The organism is Pseudoalteromonas sp. NCCP-2140 (assembly GCF_023708065.1).
In the GTDB taxonomy this organism is placed as follows: Bacteria; Pseudomonadota; Gammaproteobacteria; order Enterobacterales; family Alteromonadaceae; genus Pseudoalteromonas.
Genome location: NZ_BRCZ01000019.1, coordinates 1 through 16559, shown reverse-complemented (window position 1 = coordinate 16559; position 16559 = coordinate 1). Strand labels below are relative to the sequence as shown.

16 protein-coding genes are annotated in these 16559 nt (G+C 40.8%); 5 read left to right on the top strand and 11 right to left on the bottom strand.

Annotated features, from left to right (window positions below):
- Positions 1 to 9: 9 nt before the first annotated feature.
- The 8 genes from NFU46_RS19840 to NFU46_RS19805 all read right to left on the bottom strand — a co-directional run bounded on the left by NFU46_RS19840 (position 10) and on the right by NFU46_RS19805 (position 6923).
- Positions 10 to 1992: a TonB-dependent siderophore receptor gene (locus NFU46_RS19840; RefSeq protein ID WP_251604309.1), complete on the bottom strand. Its 1983-nt coding sequence runs from the start codon at positions 1990 to 1992 to the stop codon at positions 10 to 12.
- Positions 1993 to 2175: 183 nt separating this feature from the next.
- Positions 2176 to 2445 carry a hypothetical protein gene (locus NFU46_RS19835; protein ID WP_054552127.1) on the bottom strand — a complete coding sequence of 90 codons (270 nt, stop codon included), beginning with the start codon at positions 2443 to 2445 and terminating at the stop codon, positions 2176 to 2178.
- Positions 2446 to 2592: 147 nt separating this feature from the next.
- Positions 2593 to 2844 (bottom strand): hypothetical protein, encoded by a 252-nt coding sequence (locus tag NFU46_RS19830; RefSeq protein WP_054563976.1) that lies wholly within the window; start codon positions 2842 to 2844, stop codon positions 2593 to 2595.
- A gap of 39 nt (positions 2845 to 2883) precedes the next feature.
- Positions 2884 to 3288: a DUF1761 domain-containing protein gene (locus tag NFU46_RS19825; protein WP_054563975.1), complete on the bottom strand. Its 405-nt coding sequence runs from the start codon at positions 3286 to 3288 to the stop codon at positions 2884 to 2886.
- 152 nt (positions 3289 to 3440) lie between these two features.
- Entirely contained in the window at positions 3441 to 3974 is a 534-nt protein-coding gene (locus tag NFU46_RS19820) for a response regulator transcription factor (protein ID WP_130167555.1), read from the bottom strand.
- Positions 3971 to 5182 carry an ATP-binding protein gene (locus tag NFU46_RS19815; protein ID WP_251604308.1) on the bottom strand — a complete coding sequence of 404 codons (1212 nt, stop codon included), beginning with the start codon at positions 5180 to 5182 and terminating at the stop codon, positions 3971 to 3973. Before NFU46_RS19815 ends, NFU46_RS19820 begins: the two co-directional genes overlap by 4 nt.
- 17 nt (positions 5183 to 5199) lie before the next feature.
- Positions 5200 to 5604 (bottom strand): DUF4440 domain-containing protein, encoded by a 405-nt coding sequence (locus tag NFU46_RS19810; RefSeq protein WP_054563972.1) that lies wholly within the window; start codon positions 5602 to 5604, stop codon positions 5200 to 5202.
- Between the two features lie 8 nt (positions 5605 to 5612).
- Entirely contained in the window at positions 5613 to 6923 is a 1311-nt protein-coding gene (locus NFU46_RS19805) for an amidohydrolase family protein (RefSeq protein WP_251604306.1), read from the bottom strand.
- Positions 6924 to 7074: 151 nt separating this feature from the next.
- Here NFU46_RS19805 and NFU46_RS19800 point away from each other — a divergent pair, with 151 nt between their 5' ends.
- Together NFU46_RS19800 and NFU46_RS19795 are read left to right on the top strand one after the other, a co-directional pair.
- Entirely contained in the window at positions 7075 to 8148 is a 1074-nt protein-coding gene (locus tag NFU46_RS19800; RefSeq protein WP_175080106.1) for a ketoacyl-ACP synthase III, read from the top strand.
- A gap of 71 nt (positions 8149 to 8219) precedes the next feature.
- Entirely contained in the window at positions 8220 to 8606 is a 387-nt protein-coding gene (locus NFU46_RS19795) for a VOC family protein (protein ID WP_251604304.1), read from the top strand.
- Position 8607: 1 nt separating this feature from the next.
- Here NFU46_RS19795 and NFU46_RS19790 read toward each other — a convergent pair whose 3' ends face one another.
- Both NFU46_RS19790 and NFU46_RS19785 read right to left on the bottom strand, forming a co-directional pair.
- Complete coding sequence (locus NFU46_RS19790) at positions 8608 to 9969, bottom strand: M17 family metallopeptidase (protein WP_251604302.1); 1362 nt, start codon at positions 9967 to 9969, stop codon at positions 8608 to 8610.
- A gap of 88 nt (positions 9970 to 10057) precedes the next feature.
- A complete protein-coding gene (locus NFU46_RS19785) occupies positions 10058 to 10468 on the bottom strand; it encodes a hypothetical protein (protein WP_054563995.1) in 411 nt (136 codons plus the stop codon).
- Between the two features lie 106 nt (positions 10469 to 10574).
- Between NFU46_RS19785 and NFU46_RS19780 the strand changes: the two genes are divergently transcribed.
- From NFU46_RS19780 to NFU46_RS19770, 3 genes are all read left to right on the top strand, one after another.
- Positions 10575 to 10727 (top strand): oxidoreductase-like domain-containing protein, encoded by a 153-nt coding sequence (locus NFU46_RS19780; RefSeq protein WP_251604300.1) that lies wholly within the window; start codon positions 10575 to 10577, stop codon positions 10725 to 10727.
- A gap of 297 nt (positions 10728 to 11024) precedes the next feature.
- Positions 11025 to 13610 (top strand): TonB-dependent siderophore receptor, encoded by a 2586-nt coding sequence (locus NFU46_RS19775; protein WP_251604297.1) that lies wholly within the window; start codon positions 11025 to 11027, stop codon positions 13608 to 13610.
- Positions 13611 to 13755: 145 nt separating this feature from the next.
- A complete protein-coding gene (locus NFU46_RS19770) occupies positions 13756 to 15240 on the top strand; it encodes a sulfotransferase (RefSeq protein ID WP_251604294.1) in 1485 nt (494 codons plus the stop codon).
- On the opposite strand, the gene NFU46_RS19765 is transcribed toward NFU46_RS19770, so the two are convergent.
- On the bottom strand, positions 15173 to 16075 hold the full coding sequence (locus NFU46_RS19765; RefSeq protein ID WP_251604291.1) for an alpha/beta fold hydrolase: 903 nt from the start codon (positions 16073 to 16075) through the stop codon (positions 15173 to 15175). The two genes, NFU46_RS19770 and NFU46_RS19765, sit on opposite strands and share 68 nt — an antisense overlap.
- Positions 16076 to 16559 lie beyond the last annotated feature (484 nt).

Genomic DNA, 16559 nt, shown 5'->3' with positions numbered 1-16559 from the left:
GCAGCGCAACTAAAAATTGAACTGGTAGTGTAACGATAAATCTTCTGTTGTACCAGCGACAGCGCCATTGTCCATTCGTGGATCAAACACATTATATTTTTTGCCTAACAGGTTTTCTGCTTTAAGCATTAGTTGACTGTTTGCGTTTAACTGCCATTTCAAGCTGCCACCTAATAAGCTATAGGCAGACTGTTTAAAGTGAGCACCGGTAACTGAACTTACTTCTACTTTATCACGCCATAGTAGGTTTAAACTCACTTGCCAGCTGTCAGATAAATTATAACTACTCACTAAGCTTGCAAAACGTTTAAAGCTCGCATTAATTGGGTCTTCAAAGTATTGCGTATAGGTACCTGTTACAGAGAACTCTTTACTTGATTGCCAAGTACCATCAAGCTCAATACCACTGTTTTGAGTATTAAATGAATTTGTAAAAGTAAACAAGGCATCATTAGATTGCGTTGGCTCAATATTTATAAAATCATTGAGTTCATTATAAAAAAGCACCGCATTAGCTTGTAACTCTGAGGTTTGATAATGCCAAACAAACTCAGTGGTTTTTACCGACTCAGAGCGAAGCGATGGGTTACCTACTGTGACATCATCATTTGAAAAAAGCTCATTCGTAACTGGGGTTCTGAACGATTCGCCATATTGCAGTTTAACGGTATGCTCTGGGTTTATTACATAAACACCCGCAAGGCGAGGCGAAAATTTACTGTCGATGTCTTTCACATCGTCATAGCGTGCCCCTACAAATAAAGTAAGTGCATCTGAATAAGGTATTTTTAACTGCCCGTAGGCGCTATATGTTTCGAAGGTATATTTAAGTGATGCAAATTCAGGAAAGTCCATCACGGTCACAATACCTTGCTGAAAATAAGCGGGGTCAATAATCACTAACATCGACTCATCATCATAGTAATTAGTACGCACCCCAGCTTCGACTTGTTTCGCCTCTGCGTACTCTATACCCGCTGCAAGCTGCCATTGATTTTCAAATTGATAACTCAGTTCAGTCTCAAATTTGCTATCGGTAGTTTGCCAAGCTGGGCCAAGTAAAAAGTCAGGTATATCGTCAAACGCAGCGATTAAACCAGCACTTGAGATATTATGTTTAGTGTACGAGTAACTAGAATCTAGCTTTAACTTATCGTTATTAATCCAGTTATATTTAACGCCAACAAAGGTGTTATCACTGGTGTGTTGATTTTGCGTTGAATAGCCGGCAAGGTTTAAAAATTCATCAAGAGAGGTTTCGTTGTAGCGAGCACGTAATTGCAGCTTTTTGTAATCAACACCTGCTTCTAGGTAAAGCGCCTCAAGAGGATCTTTTACTCCTTGCGGGTAGCTTTCGCCGTCTTTTTGATCATACGAAAAACTCGCAAAGAGTGATGTATCATCACTTAAAGAGGTATTGAACTGCCCTGTTGCCCCGTAGCGACCATTATTGCCAACCACAAGTTGCAGAGCATTTCGCTCTTTAGAGGTAACAATATTCATCACCCCTAAAAACGCATTACTGCCATACAGCGCCGAGCCTGGACCGCGAATAAACTCTATTTTTTCAATGATTTCAATAGGAATATAAGGCATGTAAACAGAGGCTTTACCAAATGATGATTCATTGACACGCTCACCATTGATCATCACCAGTACATTACCGCTATCAAGATATACACCTCGAGCATGATCTTTAGGCACAGCACCAACCCAATCGCCACGGGTTGATTGCATACCTGGCACAAAATTCATTACCTCATAGGCGTTATCAACACCAAGCGCTTGAATTTGTTTACGGCTAAATACACTCATGGTTGAAGGAACAGATGACAGGGTTTCGCTGGTTTTACTAGCAATATCGACTTGCACATTAAGCAAGTCTTCAAAACTTAAAGAGAATAAGTCTTGCTCGTCAGTCGCATTTGCAACCATTGGAATGGTTGAGGCAACTGCAATTGAAAAAAGTGCTGAACATCTTAAAAGCTTCACGCTGCGAGATACCTGTACTAATAGCCCATGCTGCAAAAGCAACACCTTGTTTACACTATTAATACAAAAGATTGGCAAGCTTGCAATGTTTTTATAGTTTTAGTTGATGAGTTCTCGGAAGTAGATACAAAAAAACCCACTTTCAGCTAAAAATGGGTTTTAATTTTATTGAGCCAAGCTTAATTAAGCTGTTTCAACATTACCAGTACGCTTTGCCTTGATGTACTTATATAAACCAATAAGTGACGCCGCTATCCAGAAAATTTCGATAACAAAACTAGCAAGGTTAAAGTTATAACAAAGACTAATCAGTAATAGAATCGCGCCTGTTAAGTTCATCATGTTATACACAAGGCCAGTTGGCGATGCTTTATTCAGTTGTAATAAAAAGAAAGCACCAACTACTAAGAATGTGCCTGTCATGCCAATAATATCAAATAAAAGTGCTATCACGTGCGTGAGTCCATTTTGTTCATGTGTTTATACCCATACAACTGGCCCAATCCATGGGGAGGGTTGTTTTCATTCATTGAAACAGCAAACCGGTCAATAGTATCAGAGCATGAGGGATAAACGAGGATAAATGTCCGTATTTTAATTCTATTTATGGGTTACCTTACCACCGATGATTTTTAGAGCAGGTGCGCCGCGGATCATGGTTTCGCGGGCGAATTGACGTTGGCAGTCAGGGCAGATACCTGTTTCATTGGTAAAGTCTTGGCTAATACGTTCAACAAAACATTTAACCAACGCTCCTTTTCCACCTTTGCGGTATTTAAATAATTGGGTTTTACATTGTGAGCAAAAAATATCGACTGTTTTGGTCGGGCCTTTTTTGTTTGGTTTTGCCATTACAACTACATTGCTAAAATAAAACCTTACCTTAACATGTTAGGGCCAGAGCCCCAAAACTAAGCCGATAACAGAAAACTGTAATATTGAATAACTTGCATTAACTAAGAACAATTTTAATGGGCGTTGTTCAAAAATATAACCAATACCTAAGGCACAGCTAACCCAGCACAGGCCAATAATAAACCCTGTGCCAACAGCTACTCCCACATTGACATTTGCGCCAATAAATAACGATAAACTAAATGCAATTAAACAACATAAAACAAAGCTGCCGCCAAACACCATAACTGGGTTAATACTCTGTAGGTCAAGTTCAGTTAAACCACAGCTTTCCATCCAAATACGTTTAAAAAGCCAAGGTGAATACCACACAGCCCCTAATAGAAAAGATGCAAGGGCAGCAAAAAAAATCGCGAAGTAATTAAGTTCTGAAAAATGCATACGCCAGACTCATACAACTAACAGGTTTAATTTGACTTTAGTTAAGGATCAGCGATGCAGCAAATCAAAAAGGCTGAGTTTTGTACCTATTAATATCTAAACCATACTTTAGGATTAACCGCAGAATTATTTCAGTTTAATAAACAATCAATTTAGTGTTGTACGGGTTTTTTCTGTAATTTACGTTGTAGGGTTCTTCTGTGCATATTCAGTTGGCGCGCTGTTTCAGAGATATTACCATTGTTGCTATGCAATACATGTTGAATATGCTCCCACTCAAGACGCTCTGGCGACATTATCTGGCTTGGCTCTGGGTTTACCGATGAGGCACCAGCTTCAACATCACCCAAGATTGTTTTTAATAATGAATTGAAATCGACAGGCTTTGGTAAGTAGTCATCAGCACCTAAACGTATCGCTTCTACTGCACTGGCAATACTGGCAAACCCCGTGAGCAATACGATACGAGCTGAAGGAAATTGTTCTCTTAAAGGTTTAATTAGCGCAAGGCCGTTATCATCCCCAAGTTTTAAATCCACCAGAAAGTGGCTTGCCTCAAAAGTGGTTGTTTTTTGTAAAGCTTGCTCAGCGTTATGAGCAAGTGAACATGTGAAGCCTTGTTTTGTAAAGCGCCTCGCAAGCGTGCTGGCTAGGTTTACATCGTCTTCAATAATTAAAAGTTTCATACAATTTTTAAACTAACCATCGCAATCGCGCCTTGCTGTGGGTGATTACTTAGTGTTAATGAGCCATTTAAGCGCTCTAAGGTTACATTAGAAAGCATAACTGCCATTCCCATTCCATCGCTACTTGGCATGAGCTGACCGCCTAATGATGCCATTTGTTGCTCGCTAAATCCTTGACCGAAATCACGTAACGACAATGAAAGTATTTGCTCATCGATTTGCCATTTAGCTTCGATGTTGTGTTGCTGATTATGGTAATTTGCCGATACGGCGTTTTGCAACAAGTTTAAAATAGCCGGTAACAGCATAGCATCACTTAAAATCGAACAATCAGGAGCGTCATTTAGCCACTGTAAGCTTTGCTCAGGAAAATGCAGAGTCATCGCATCTTGAATGGTGTTTTGTAGTGTTTTAGCACTAATCACTTGTTGTGTTTCACCGGTTCTTAGTGCATTTGAAAGTGACCTAAAATGAGCAAGTTGCTCTTTACACTGAGCTAATGGCTTGGCCATTTCTTGCACAATGGGGTCATCAGCTTGTTGCTCTTGTAGCTCTTCAAATAATAGCTGTAAGTTTGCTATCGGCGTTGCAAGTTGATGCGTTACTTGTGCGGCAGCGCCATCAAGCGTTAATAATTGCTCATGCCTTAATTGTTGCTCGCGGGTACGGGAAATAGTAGCTTCTCTGGCTCTTAACGTACTATTTAATGTGCCAATTACAAAGGCAATAACGATGGCGCTTATAACAAAGTTAATCCACATACCAATAAAATGATGAGTCATCTGCATTTGGTGCATGGTGTGTTCGGGCATTTTTATCAGTAAAAAACTATAAGCGGCGATTGCCAGCACAGCTGTGTAAGCAAGCCCTTTCGCATTAACAGTCACCGCCGCTATCATTATCGGTAACAGTAATAACGAAACAAATGCATTTGTTGCTCCACCACTTAAGGAGAGCAAAATAGTTAAAAACAATAAGTCGGCTGTCAACTGCATCAACACAGCTGCTGGCTTGGCTTTCGTGACATTTCGGTAAGCGAATATACTTAACAGCTGAAAGATTGCTTCAATACAAATTACAGCAAGTAAAGGTAATAATGGAATTTGGTATTCAAACAGAAAATACACCGCAATCACAGCTACAAACTGCACGGCGATTGCGGCGCTTCTTAAAATTAGTAGGCGACTGATCGCCGGATCGGTTTGCATAACGGACTCTTTAAAGCTTAATCATCGTCCATTGAAATTGTAAAAACAGCACAAGGCGTTCCTTGATGAAACACCATTTGCCATTGTTTACCATTAAAACGCCACAGTGACATACGAACTGAGTAGTTAAACTCTGAGCGAGCTGAACGTCTAAAGGCCGCTTGATAGCTTAGCTGTGCAATATCATCACTAAGCATTCGGCCTTTAAAATGTTGATTATAAAACTGCGGTACCACCTCAGTTGGCAGGCGGGTTAAAACTTGGAACTTATTAAATGACGTGCCATCAGCGGCTATTTCAATAAAATCATCATCAAGTAATGCATCAAGCGCTTCAGCAGATTGCCGTACCTCTGGCTCAAGGAGCTGTCGCTCTGCATCAATTAAATGATTAAATAACGTCTCTTTAATTTTACCGCCCATAGTAACCCTTACTGTTTGAGCACTTTACCGCCCTTCATAACAAACTGAACCTGACTAAGTTCACTAATGTTATCAAGTACATTCATATTCACGCTGATAATATCTGCTTGTTTACCAACACTCAAGTCACCGAGGTTATCACTTTGACCTAATAGTTTAGCAGCTTCAACGGTGGCTGATTTAATAGCTTGCTTTGGTGTCATGCCGTATTTAACTAATAACTCAAACTCTTTAGCATTATCACCATGCTTAGATACGCCTGAATCTGTACCAAAGGCTATTTTAACCTTGTTTTTTAATGCTAATTTAAACGATGCTTCCATTTTTGGCGCAACTACTTCAACTTTATCAGCAATTGCTTTTGGCATATTAGGATTATTTAGCACTTCTTCTTTTACTGTTGCGCCAGCGAGTAAGGTTGGAACTAAATACGCGTCTTGCTTTTTGAAAAGCTTAACCGTGTCTTTATCTAAAAAAGAGCCATGTTCGATTGAATCAACACCCGCTCTAAGTGCTGCTTTTATACCTTCTGTGCCATGAGCATGAGCGGTCACTTTGCGGCCTAAATGATGGGCTGTGTTTACAATGGCACTGAGTTCTTCATCAGTAAATTGCTGATTAACCCCTGCCGCTGTATTACTTAATACACCACCTGTCGCGGTAATTTTAATCACATCGGCACCGCTTTTAATTACATCGCGTACTGCACGAGTGCAATCGGCAGCGCCATCACACACCCCTAAGCCACCCCCTTCTGTTGCTTTGGTAATATCACGGCGATAGCCATGCATGTCACCGTGACCACCGGTCGGTGTGATCATATCCCCTGCTGCAAAAATGCGCGGGCCAACAATGTCGCCACGTTCAACTGCTCGCTTTAATGGGAAGATAACTTGATAACTGCTACCTAGGTCGCGCACCGAGGTAAAACCTGCATCAACCGTACGTTGTAAGTACTTTAAAGAACGAAGAGCGTAATCGGCTTCGTATTCAGTTGCCCATTGGTGAGGATTACGTTTTGCATCTCGCTCAAAGGTAACATGAACGTGCATATCAATCAGACCCGGCAATACCATCTGATTTTTTAAATTAATAACATCTGCATCACTGAGGTTTAATTGCTGCTTTGTTAGAAAACCAGCTTTTATTGCGGCAATTTTATTGTCTTCAATAACCAGCGTTTGCTGCTCTTTGACATCTAGATCAGTGCCTACCAGCATCTTTCCAGCATGAATAATGGTGGTTTGTGCATTAACCACAAACGAAGATAATAAAGACAGTACCGATAATGTGCTTATTGTTAGGTTTATTTTTTTCATAATCGCCTCTTTTTTATACTAGGTTTAACTTAAATACTCAGTAAATGCCATTATTTACGACATAGCGCAGCAATGAACTAGTGTTAACAAGTGAATTTTGATATAACTTCGGAAAAATTTAACAAGTCTGACCACATAAAGAGAACACATTATGTCTTATGCCCAAATTACTGGCTGGGGTAAATGTATACCACCAGCAAGCATCAGCAATGATGAAATTAGCAATATTGTTGATACCAATGATGAATGGATCACAACACGTACAGGCATCAAATCTCGCCGTGTCAGCCATGTTTCTACTGCCGATTTAGCGACCGTTGCCGCAAAGCAAGCTCTTGCTTGTGCTGGTGTTGATGGTAAAGACATTGATCTTGTACTTCTTGCGACTTGTACACCATCAACTATGGTGGCAAATACGGCCTCTTTAGTGCAGAAAAACATTGGTGCGGTTGGCGCAGCAGCAATGGATACTAACGCTGCATGTTCAGGCTTTTTATATGCATTACAAGCAGCAACGGCACAAATTCGTGCGGGCATGATCAAAAAAGCGGTCGTTATTGCTGCTGAGCGCATGACTTGGTACATCAACTGGGCGCGCCGCGACAGTGCTGTATTATTCGGTGATGGTGCGGGTGCCGTTGTATTAGAAGCCTCAGATACACCATCAGGTTTACTTGCAACTAAAACAGGTTGTGACAGCGAAGATCGTGATATCTTGCACATCGAAAACTTTGGTAGCGATTTAAATAAGTACGAGCCAATTGGCCCGTCTAACTTATTATTCGAAGGTCGCGAGATCTTCAAGCGTGCTGTTAAAGGTATGAGTGAAGCTTGTGACGACGTGCTAAACCAAGCACAGTTAGAGCTGGATGACATTGACGTATTAGTTCCTCACCAAGCCAATTTACGTATTATCCAAGCTATTCAGCAACGTTTGAAAGTAGCTGATGAAAAAGTAATGGTGAACATTGCCGACTACGGTAATACGTCTGCTGCAACAATTGCGATAGCAATTTGTGAAGCTGTTGAGCAAGGCCTTATCAAACCTAACTCAAACATTATGTCAGCGGCCTTTGGTGCAGGTTTAACTTGGGCGGCAAGTTACATTAAATGGGGCGAACGCGTGACACCAATTGCGGTATCTGATGCAGCCTTACCTAAGTGTGATAAAACAGGCCTTGAACTTGTTGCACCAGCTGTTGCAGCATGTAAAGCGGCAGAGTAATCCTCGACACTCTTTAGTAGAAAAGCGCGGCTTAGTCCGCGTTTTTTTATGAGCAAAAAATAGACTATATAATGGAATTATTAGGCATACATCACGCTGCAATCATTTGTAGCAACTATGAAAAATCAAAGCATTTTTATAATGAAGTTTTAAAACTGCCGATTATTCACGAGCTATACCGTGCTGAACGTGACTCGTATAAGTTAGATTTAGCACTTCCTGATGGTAGCCAAATAGAATTGTTTTCGTTTCCTGGAGCGCCACAAAGACCAAGCTATCCAGAGGCACAAGGGCTTCGCCATTTGGCGTTTAAAGTTGCTGATATTGCAAAATCTAAGCAGTACTTAGAACAACAAGGCATTTCGGTTGAAGAAATAAGAGTGGATGAAATCACCGGGAAGCAATTTACTTTTTTTGCCGATCCCGATGATTTACCTTTAGAGCTTTACCAACTCTAGATTATTGGAAGCGATCTTGTAGGTAATTAAACACAGCGCGAATACCCAATGCCTCACCACCTGTAGGGCGACCCGGTAATGCACGTAGGTTCCAAGCCATAACATCAAAGTGAACCCAAGGAGTGCTTGGCTCAATAAACTCTTTTAAATAAAGAGCAGCAGTGATCGCACCACCAAAAGGAGTGGAAGCACAGTTAGCAATATCAGCTACGTCACTTTTTAATAATGGCTTGTATTGATCAAATAACGGCAGTTGCCATACAGGATCATGGCAGCTTTCGCCTGCATCCATCAATTTGTTAGCCACTTCACGGTTATTTGCGAAAAAGCCCGGTAATTCAGTGCCGAGGGCTACACGACAAGCACCAGTGAGGGTTGCAAAATCAACGATAAGATCGGGGTTATCATTTTGTGCTTCAGCAAGTGCATCACACAGCACTAAACGACCTTCTGCGTCCGTGTTATCAATTTCTACTGTGATCCCTTTGCGAGTTTTGATCACATCACCCGGTCTAAATGCATTACGAGAAACCGCATTTTCAACTGCAGGTACCAGTACTCGTAAGCGAATTGGTAAGTTGGCAGCCATAATTAACTGGGCAAGACCAATAACATGCGCGGCACCGCCCATGTCTTTTTTCATATTACGCATGCCTGAGCTTGGTTTTAAATCTAAACCACCTGAATCAAAACACACGCCTTTACCGACTAAGGTAATCTGTGGAGCATCTTTTGCGCCCCAGCGTAAATCAAGTAAGCGAGGTTTATTCTCAGACGCACGACCAACCATATGGATCGTTGGGTAGTTTTGCTCTAATAATTCATCACCAACCCACTCGCTAAACTCACCATCAAAGGTGTCGGCTAAATCTGCCATCACTTGTGATAGGTGTTGCGGCATCATATCTGCAGCAGGCGTATTAACCAGATCACGCACTAAATTAATAGCACTTGCACTCTGCGATAAACGCTTAACTAAGCTTTCATCTTTAATAGCTAGTGTGGCACGTGGCGATGGTTTTTCTTTATATTCACTAAACTCGTAACCACCTAACACAAAACCCAGCGCTACTTGTTCTACAAATTTGTCATCACCTTGAATTTGATAACAACCTGCTGGCAGTTTTGTTGATAAGTCACCTGCTAACCAAAAGTCTTGTAAATCATTAACTAAACAATACACATGCTCAAGTGAACCCGATTCACTATCAGCAATTAAGGCCATGCCTTTGTTTTTAAAATCACAATTTGTTAGCCAATTTTGTAAGGCTTGCGGCTGCTCGGTTAACCACGTTGATAGGTCAGCTTTAGCAATAAATGACAGGGGAATTCCCGTAGAAGAATGGCGAATTAATGAACTCATTAAACGACTCGATATAAAGAAAAGGTATTTAAGCATACCAATATCTTGATACAAAAGGTATAGGCAAAATCAGATAAGCAAAACCTAATCAGTCTTTGTTTTGCTTCTCTTTTTCTTCTTTTTCTACTTGTTGATCAATCTCTTTAATCGACTTATTGATATTAAATGAACTAGGTAGTACATCAACACCAACCCATTGACCCAGTTTTACAACCAAAGGAATTGTCACGGGTGCAAAGGGTAATACAGCAAATACGCCCAAACCGAGTCCTTTTAATATATCTAAAAATTGCTCATTGGCAGTATGCAATTCTTCTTTAGTAGCTTGGCCTTGGGTGTATCGCCTATAGATATGAAGCATCTCTTTTGTTTCTTGCTTTTCTTGGGCTAGTGCGATTTTAAGTGCTACCATAGCGCGCTTGAAGCGTAGTGTCTGACGCTTTTTGGTAATTTTGGCCACTCTGAATGGGGCTCTATGAATAACTTTGTATAATCGCATTTGGCTATTTTCACACAGCATGTTAAGTTCACAAAGCATAATTTACTTATATTAGTTTTTGTTTTATTCTTAATACTCTATTCGTAATTATTTTTCAGTATTAAACATGAACACACCTATACAACAGGCTGCGCCAAAACCCCAAAAGCCGGCCCCAGATGAATGTTGTGGCGGTGGTAGTTGTTGCCCATGTGTTTGGGATGAATACCGAGAAAAATTAAAGCAATGGCAATTAAACAACATTCCGCAACAAGCATAATAGACCGTTCCAAATCCAATTTCGCTTAAAAACCAATCAAAAAATTCCTTTTTTAAAATATTTTTAGATATTTTATATACTTTCTTACACATAAAAGAAAAAATAAGAATAAATTATCCCCTTTGATTTCATTCACATAATTAAAAAAACAATAATAACGTGCAAATAAAAACGCCAAAAACAACATTGCATTAACAATTTGCAAAATAAATTTACAGGCTGTATAAGAGATTTACACCAAGTTTATTATTTAACTTCGGTGACATAATCATAAATATTCTAACTGGGGAAGTCAGAATGAAATTCAAAAATAATGCGCTACAACAAGCAATTAAATTTGCTTTAGCGACAACAACAGCTGGCCTGTTTGTGTCGGGTTCAGTTGTTGCTGCAGAGCAAGCAGCAGAAGAAACGAAAGTTAATAAAAATGTAGAAAAAATTGCCGTGGTTGGTACTCGTTCAGCACCACGTTCAATCGGCGATTCACCAGTACCGATTGATATCATCGGTGGTGAAGAGCTAGATAAAGGCGGCAACACCGATATGCTAGAGCTTTTAAAAGGCTCAGTTCCTTCTTTTAACGTACACCAAAACCCAATTAGTGATGCAGCGTCACTTGTACGCCCTGCTAACTTACGTGGTCTTCCTTCTGACAGTACATTAGTACTTGTTAATGGTAAACGTCGTCACCGCGCATCAGTTATCGCCTTCTTAGGGGGTGGTATCAATGATGGTGCTCAAGGTGCTGATATCTCCGTTATTCCAAGTATTGCCCTAAAGCAAGTAGAAGTACTTCGTGACGGTGCTGCGGCACAATACGGTTCTGATGCAATCGCTGGTGTAATGAACTTTGTATTAAAAGATGCCTCTGAAGGTGGTTCATTCGAAATACGTCAAGGCGAATACTACGAAGGCGATGGCGATACAACACAAATTTCAGGTAACGTGGGTCTACCATTTACCGATAGCGGTTTTGCTAACTTAAGCTTCCAGTATAAAACAGCTGATGCAACTAGCCGCTCAGTACAACGTCCTGATGCAGCAGCACTTAACGCTGCAGGTGTACCTGAAGTATCTTCTTTAGCACAAATTTGGGGGGCACCTGAAGTTGATGACGATATTTCAATCTTTGGTAACATTGGTCTTGAGTTAAGCAATTCATCTGAATTCTACATGTTTGGTAACTACTCTGAGCGTGACGTACGTGGTGGCTTCTACTATCGTAACCCACACACTCGCCCAGGTGTTTACTCAAATGACGGCGGTGAAACACTGCTTGTTGGTGATTTAACTGGCGATATGAGCGGTAACTGTCCTACCGATATCATGATTGATGATAACGTTTTAGATAACCAAAGATACATCGATCTAGTGGCTAACAACCCAGACTGTTTTGCATTTAACGAAATGCTTCCAGGCGGTTTTACACCTAACTTCGGTGGTAACATCACAGATACTGCATTAACAATTGGTACTAAAGGTGAAATCTCTTCTGGTTTCCTTGAAGGTGCTTACTATGACTTAAGCGGTACAGTTGGTTACAACGAATCTCGTTACTTCATCTACGACACAATCAATGCATCATTAGGTCCAGAAAGCCCGCGCGATTTCAGCCCAGGTAAATACTCACAGTTAGAGAAAAACTTTAACGCAGATTTATCAAAAGGTTTTGACTTTGGCTTAGCTTACGATGTAAACGTTGCCGGTGGTCTAGAATGGCACGAAGAAACATTCACAGTTGTATCTGGTGATGTAGCCTCTTTCACAGCTGGCCCACTAACAGAACAAGGTTTTGGTATCGGTTCAAATGGTTTCCCTGGTTTCAAACCATCTGATGCGGGCGAGTATACACGTCGTAACTATGCTGCATACGTTGATGTTGAAGCACCATTCACAGAAGACTTCCTAATGGGCTTAGCACTACGTTATGAAGATTATGATTCATTTGGTTCAACAACTAACTACAAGTTAACTGGTCAATACCACTTAACTGAAGACTTAAACATTCGTGGTTCAATCAGTACAGGTTTCCGTGCACCAACTGTTGGTCAAGCAAATGTAAGTAACGTTCAAACAAACCTAAGCAGCGGTGTACTTGTTGATTCGGCACTTTTACCACCAACAAACCCAATTGCTGTGCAATTAGGTGGTACAGAGCTTGAACCTGAAGAATCACAAAGCTATACATTTGGTGCAGTTTGGACACTTGGTGACTTATTCTTCACTGTTGACTACTACAACATCCAAGTTGATGACCGTATCAGTCAATCAGATAAAATTGAGTTAAGCCAAGCTGATAAAGACACACTTGAAGCAGCAGGCGTACCAAACGTACAAAACTTAGCGCAAGTAAGCTTCTTCACGAATGACTTTGATACAACAACGCAAGGTGTTGATGCTGTAGCTAACTACTCAACTGATTTGTTAGGCGGTAGCTCAACATTCAGCTTAGCGTATAACTGGAACGACACTGAAGTAACTAAGTCAACAGACATTACTGGTGAGTTTAAAGTAAGCCGTTTAGAAAATGACTTACCAAATCACCGTGCAACGCTTAGCTGGGCACAACAGTGGGAGAATTTCTCAGCATTTACACGTGTTAACTACTATGGCGAATACCAAGGCGTTCACGTAGATTACGATGCAACAGCAAAAACAGCTGATGCTGCAGTAACGATTGATGCAGAAGTAACTTACTTCCTAACTGAAGAGCTTAGCTTCTCTGTTGGTGCGACAAACTTATTCGACCAAGAAGCAGAGAAACTTGATTTCTATGACAGTACTGGCATCCCTAACAACAACTGGGGTGGTAAATACTACGAAACGTCGCCATATGGTATCAACGGTGGCTTCTATTACGTGAAAGCTACGTATACTTTCTAAATAGAACAGCTTTCTAGGTTGAGCAATCAACCTAGAAAGTCGATACCCCGGATTTATTCTGGATATTTATAGTTAACCAAGGCGAAAGACATTTCGCCTTTTTCGTTTTATAGTAAATAAAAATAACAAATAACCCGCCATTCCTATGCTGTTAGAAAAAGCGAATCAACTACTGAATGAAAACAAGCTTAAAGAGGCCGAGTTTCATTTTAAAACCATTCTCGATTCAGATCCTGAAAATGGCGAAGCGTTATTTGGATTAGGCCGCATTGCACTGCGTTTAGAACGTTATGATGCTGCGGTTTACCTTCTACAAAGAGCCTGTGAACGACTACCTCACATGCTTGAACCGCTACATGCCCTTGCCGATGCTTTTAATGGCGTGCATTCACCGCAAGATGCCTTAACCGTACTCGAATATGCTAAATCAATTGCCAGCCATAACCCTGAGCCACATTACTATCTTGCCCAGCATTATTTAACCTATGGTGAGCTAGATAAAGCCTACAGTATTTTAAAGCATGCCCTTGGTATGGGAAATTACCCAGTGACGGCGTACATTTTATTTGAATTAGTGCAGTTTGGGCGCTTTAACAACGAACAAAATTACATAAATGAGCTACATCAGTTTTTAACGTTAACCAATAATCTGCGTTTAAAAATGGTGTGTTATTATGCACTGGGTAAAAGTTACGATCAGTTAAATGATACAGAACAAGCTTTTAACTACTTTAGCCTAGCTAATAAGCTACAAACAAAACTCACTCAGTTTAAAACCCGAGACTTAGTGCCTTTTTATCAGCGCATCATAGAGCAAAATACAGCTGAGCTAATTGATGCCAGAGACAAAACATTCACCGGCACAATTACACCAATTTTTATTATAGGCATGCCAAGAAGTGGCTCAACCCTGGTAGAGCAAATGCTGGCAAGTCACGATGATTTTGCCAGCCTTGGCGAAGATGCCAGTATCAGTAATCAGGTTGTTGCATACCTTGAACAACAAACACAACTCCCCTACCCAGGTTGCTTAGCAGAGCTGAACCAAGGGCTAATTAACAATGCCCGTAATATTTATATTGAACGAATAAAGCAAGCGCCAGTTGTACGCCCCTTTATGATCAATAAGCTGCCTGCTAACTATCAGTCACTTGGATTGATTTACCTACTCTTTCCTAATGCCAAGTTTATTAATTTGCAGCGCGAGTATAATGCAATTGCTTGGTCGGTTTTTAGCAACTACTTTGCTGAAAACGAACCTTATTTTTGTTCACTCCCAGAGTTTAAACAGTATTTTGATTTGTATCAGCAGTTAATGGAGCATTGGCAAAACGTGATGCCAGAGGCGGTTTTTGATTTAAGCTATGAGGCACTTATAAGTGACAGCGAACAAACACTAACAGCCCTGTGTAAGTTTTTAAACATTGAATACAGCACACAGTTTTTAGATTTTTATAAGTCAAAAAAACCGGTGGCAACGCTCAGCAAAACGGCTGTGAGACAGCCGTTAAGTGATAAAGCATTAGAGAAATACAAACGCTACGAGAGCGCAATGCACACGCTTATGCGTGAGTCTCAAACCAGTTCAACAAGTCAACAAACTGATCAAAACGCGCCTGTGGGTGAGTAAGCATATTTATGTGATCATAATCGACCTTATGGCCAAATTTACGGCCATAAATGGTCATCGTTTGCTTGCCGACGCCCGACTCTTCCATAAATTTTTCAATATCAATCGGCTGGCATAGCGCTTTGTCTTTTACACCCGCCACATGCATAATGGGCGGCAGTGCCTTATCAGCTAATGCGTTGGCGTAATCAAAGCCATCGTCAGTATCGACCCAAGGTTTGCGCTTAGCCCATTGCATGCTTTGATAATGTGACTTACGGGTTTCATCATCACTGCCCCATTTCAGTTTTTTAGCAGGCACAAAACCATGCTTACGAGCAACTAATGGCGCCAAGCCATACCAGAGCAAATTACCTTGAATATACTTGCTTGGATGATGGTTATACAAGGACCGTTTAGAACCAAAATAGCCGCAGGCTTTCACATCATCAATCAACTCAGGAAAACGGGCAAACACACTGTTCATTAACACCCCACCCCATGAGTGCGCCACCCAATAACGCGCAGGCTCGCCTTCAAGCTGCTTAATTTTATCTAAAAATGCGGGGATATCTTCTAAAATAGCCTCGGTTTGACCATACTTTGCATGCTTTGAAATCGCAGGTTTACTTTCACCACGACCGCGTAAATCAGCCACATAGCAAACATAGCCATGCTCAGCTAAAAATGGCGCCAAGCCTTTATTGCTGTGGGTGTAAAAGATTTTGCCATTTTCAACGGCACCATGCATAAAAAACACCGCAGGGCCTTTCGCATCAGTCTTACTGATACGGCGTAAATGTAAGGTTTGGCTTTCGGCGAGTTTAATAAACACCGATTCTTGTTTAATTGTCACGTTTGACCTTTTTATTCTTATATACTCATCGTACCAGTGTTAAGTTACGCCAGTCTATTTAGCAAAGCAAGTTTGTTGAAATGGCGATTGCCACTCAAAATGAGAATCTCAGGCACGATGAGATTTTGATAAAATAGTAACACCAATGCAGAGCCATTATTTATTGAAGTTAGAAGTTCGAGATACATAAGCCTTTGGCTAAATGAGCACTAATGAAAAGCTATGAAATGGTGCTGAAAAAGTTTGTTTGATGATTTTAATGCTACGTAATTAACATATTCTGGAGAGACGGCCTTTTGCCATTTGCGGTCATTAGGCCATCATTGAGTGCGAGCAGACGTTGAGCATGACTTTGACTTTATCTGGACAAAAATGTTTAGAGTATTTAATCAGTAACTTTAAGCTAAGGGGCAATTACGCAATGCGATAATCGCGAAGCGGCATTGTGTAATTGTCCCTTTTAAGCGTTTTGTTATGCGGCTGC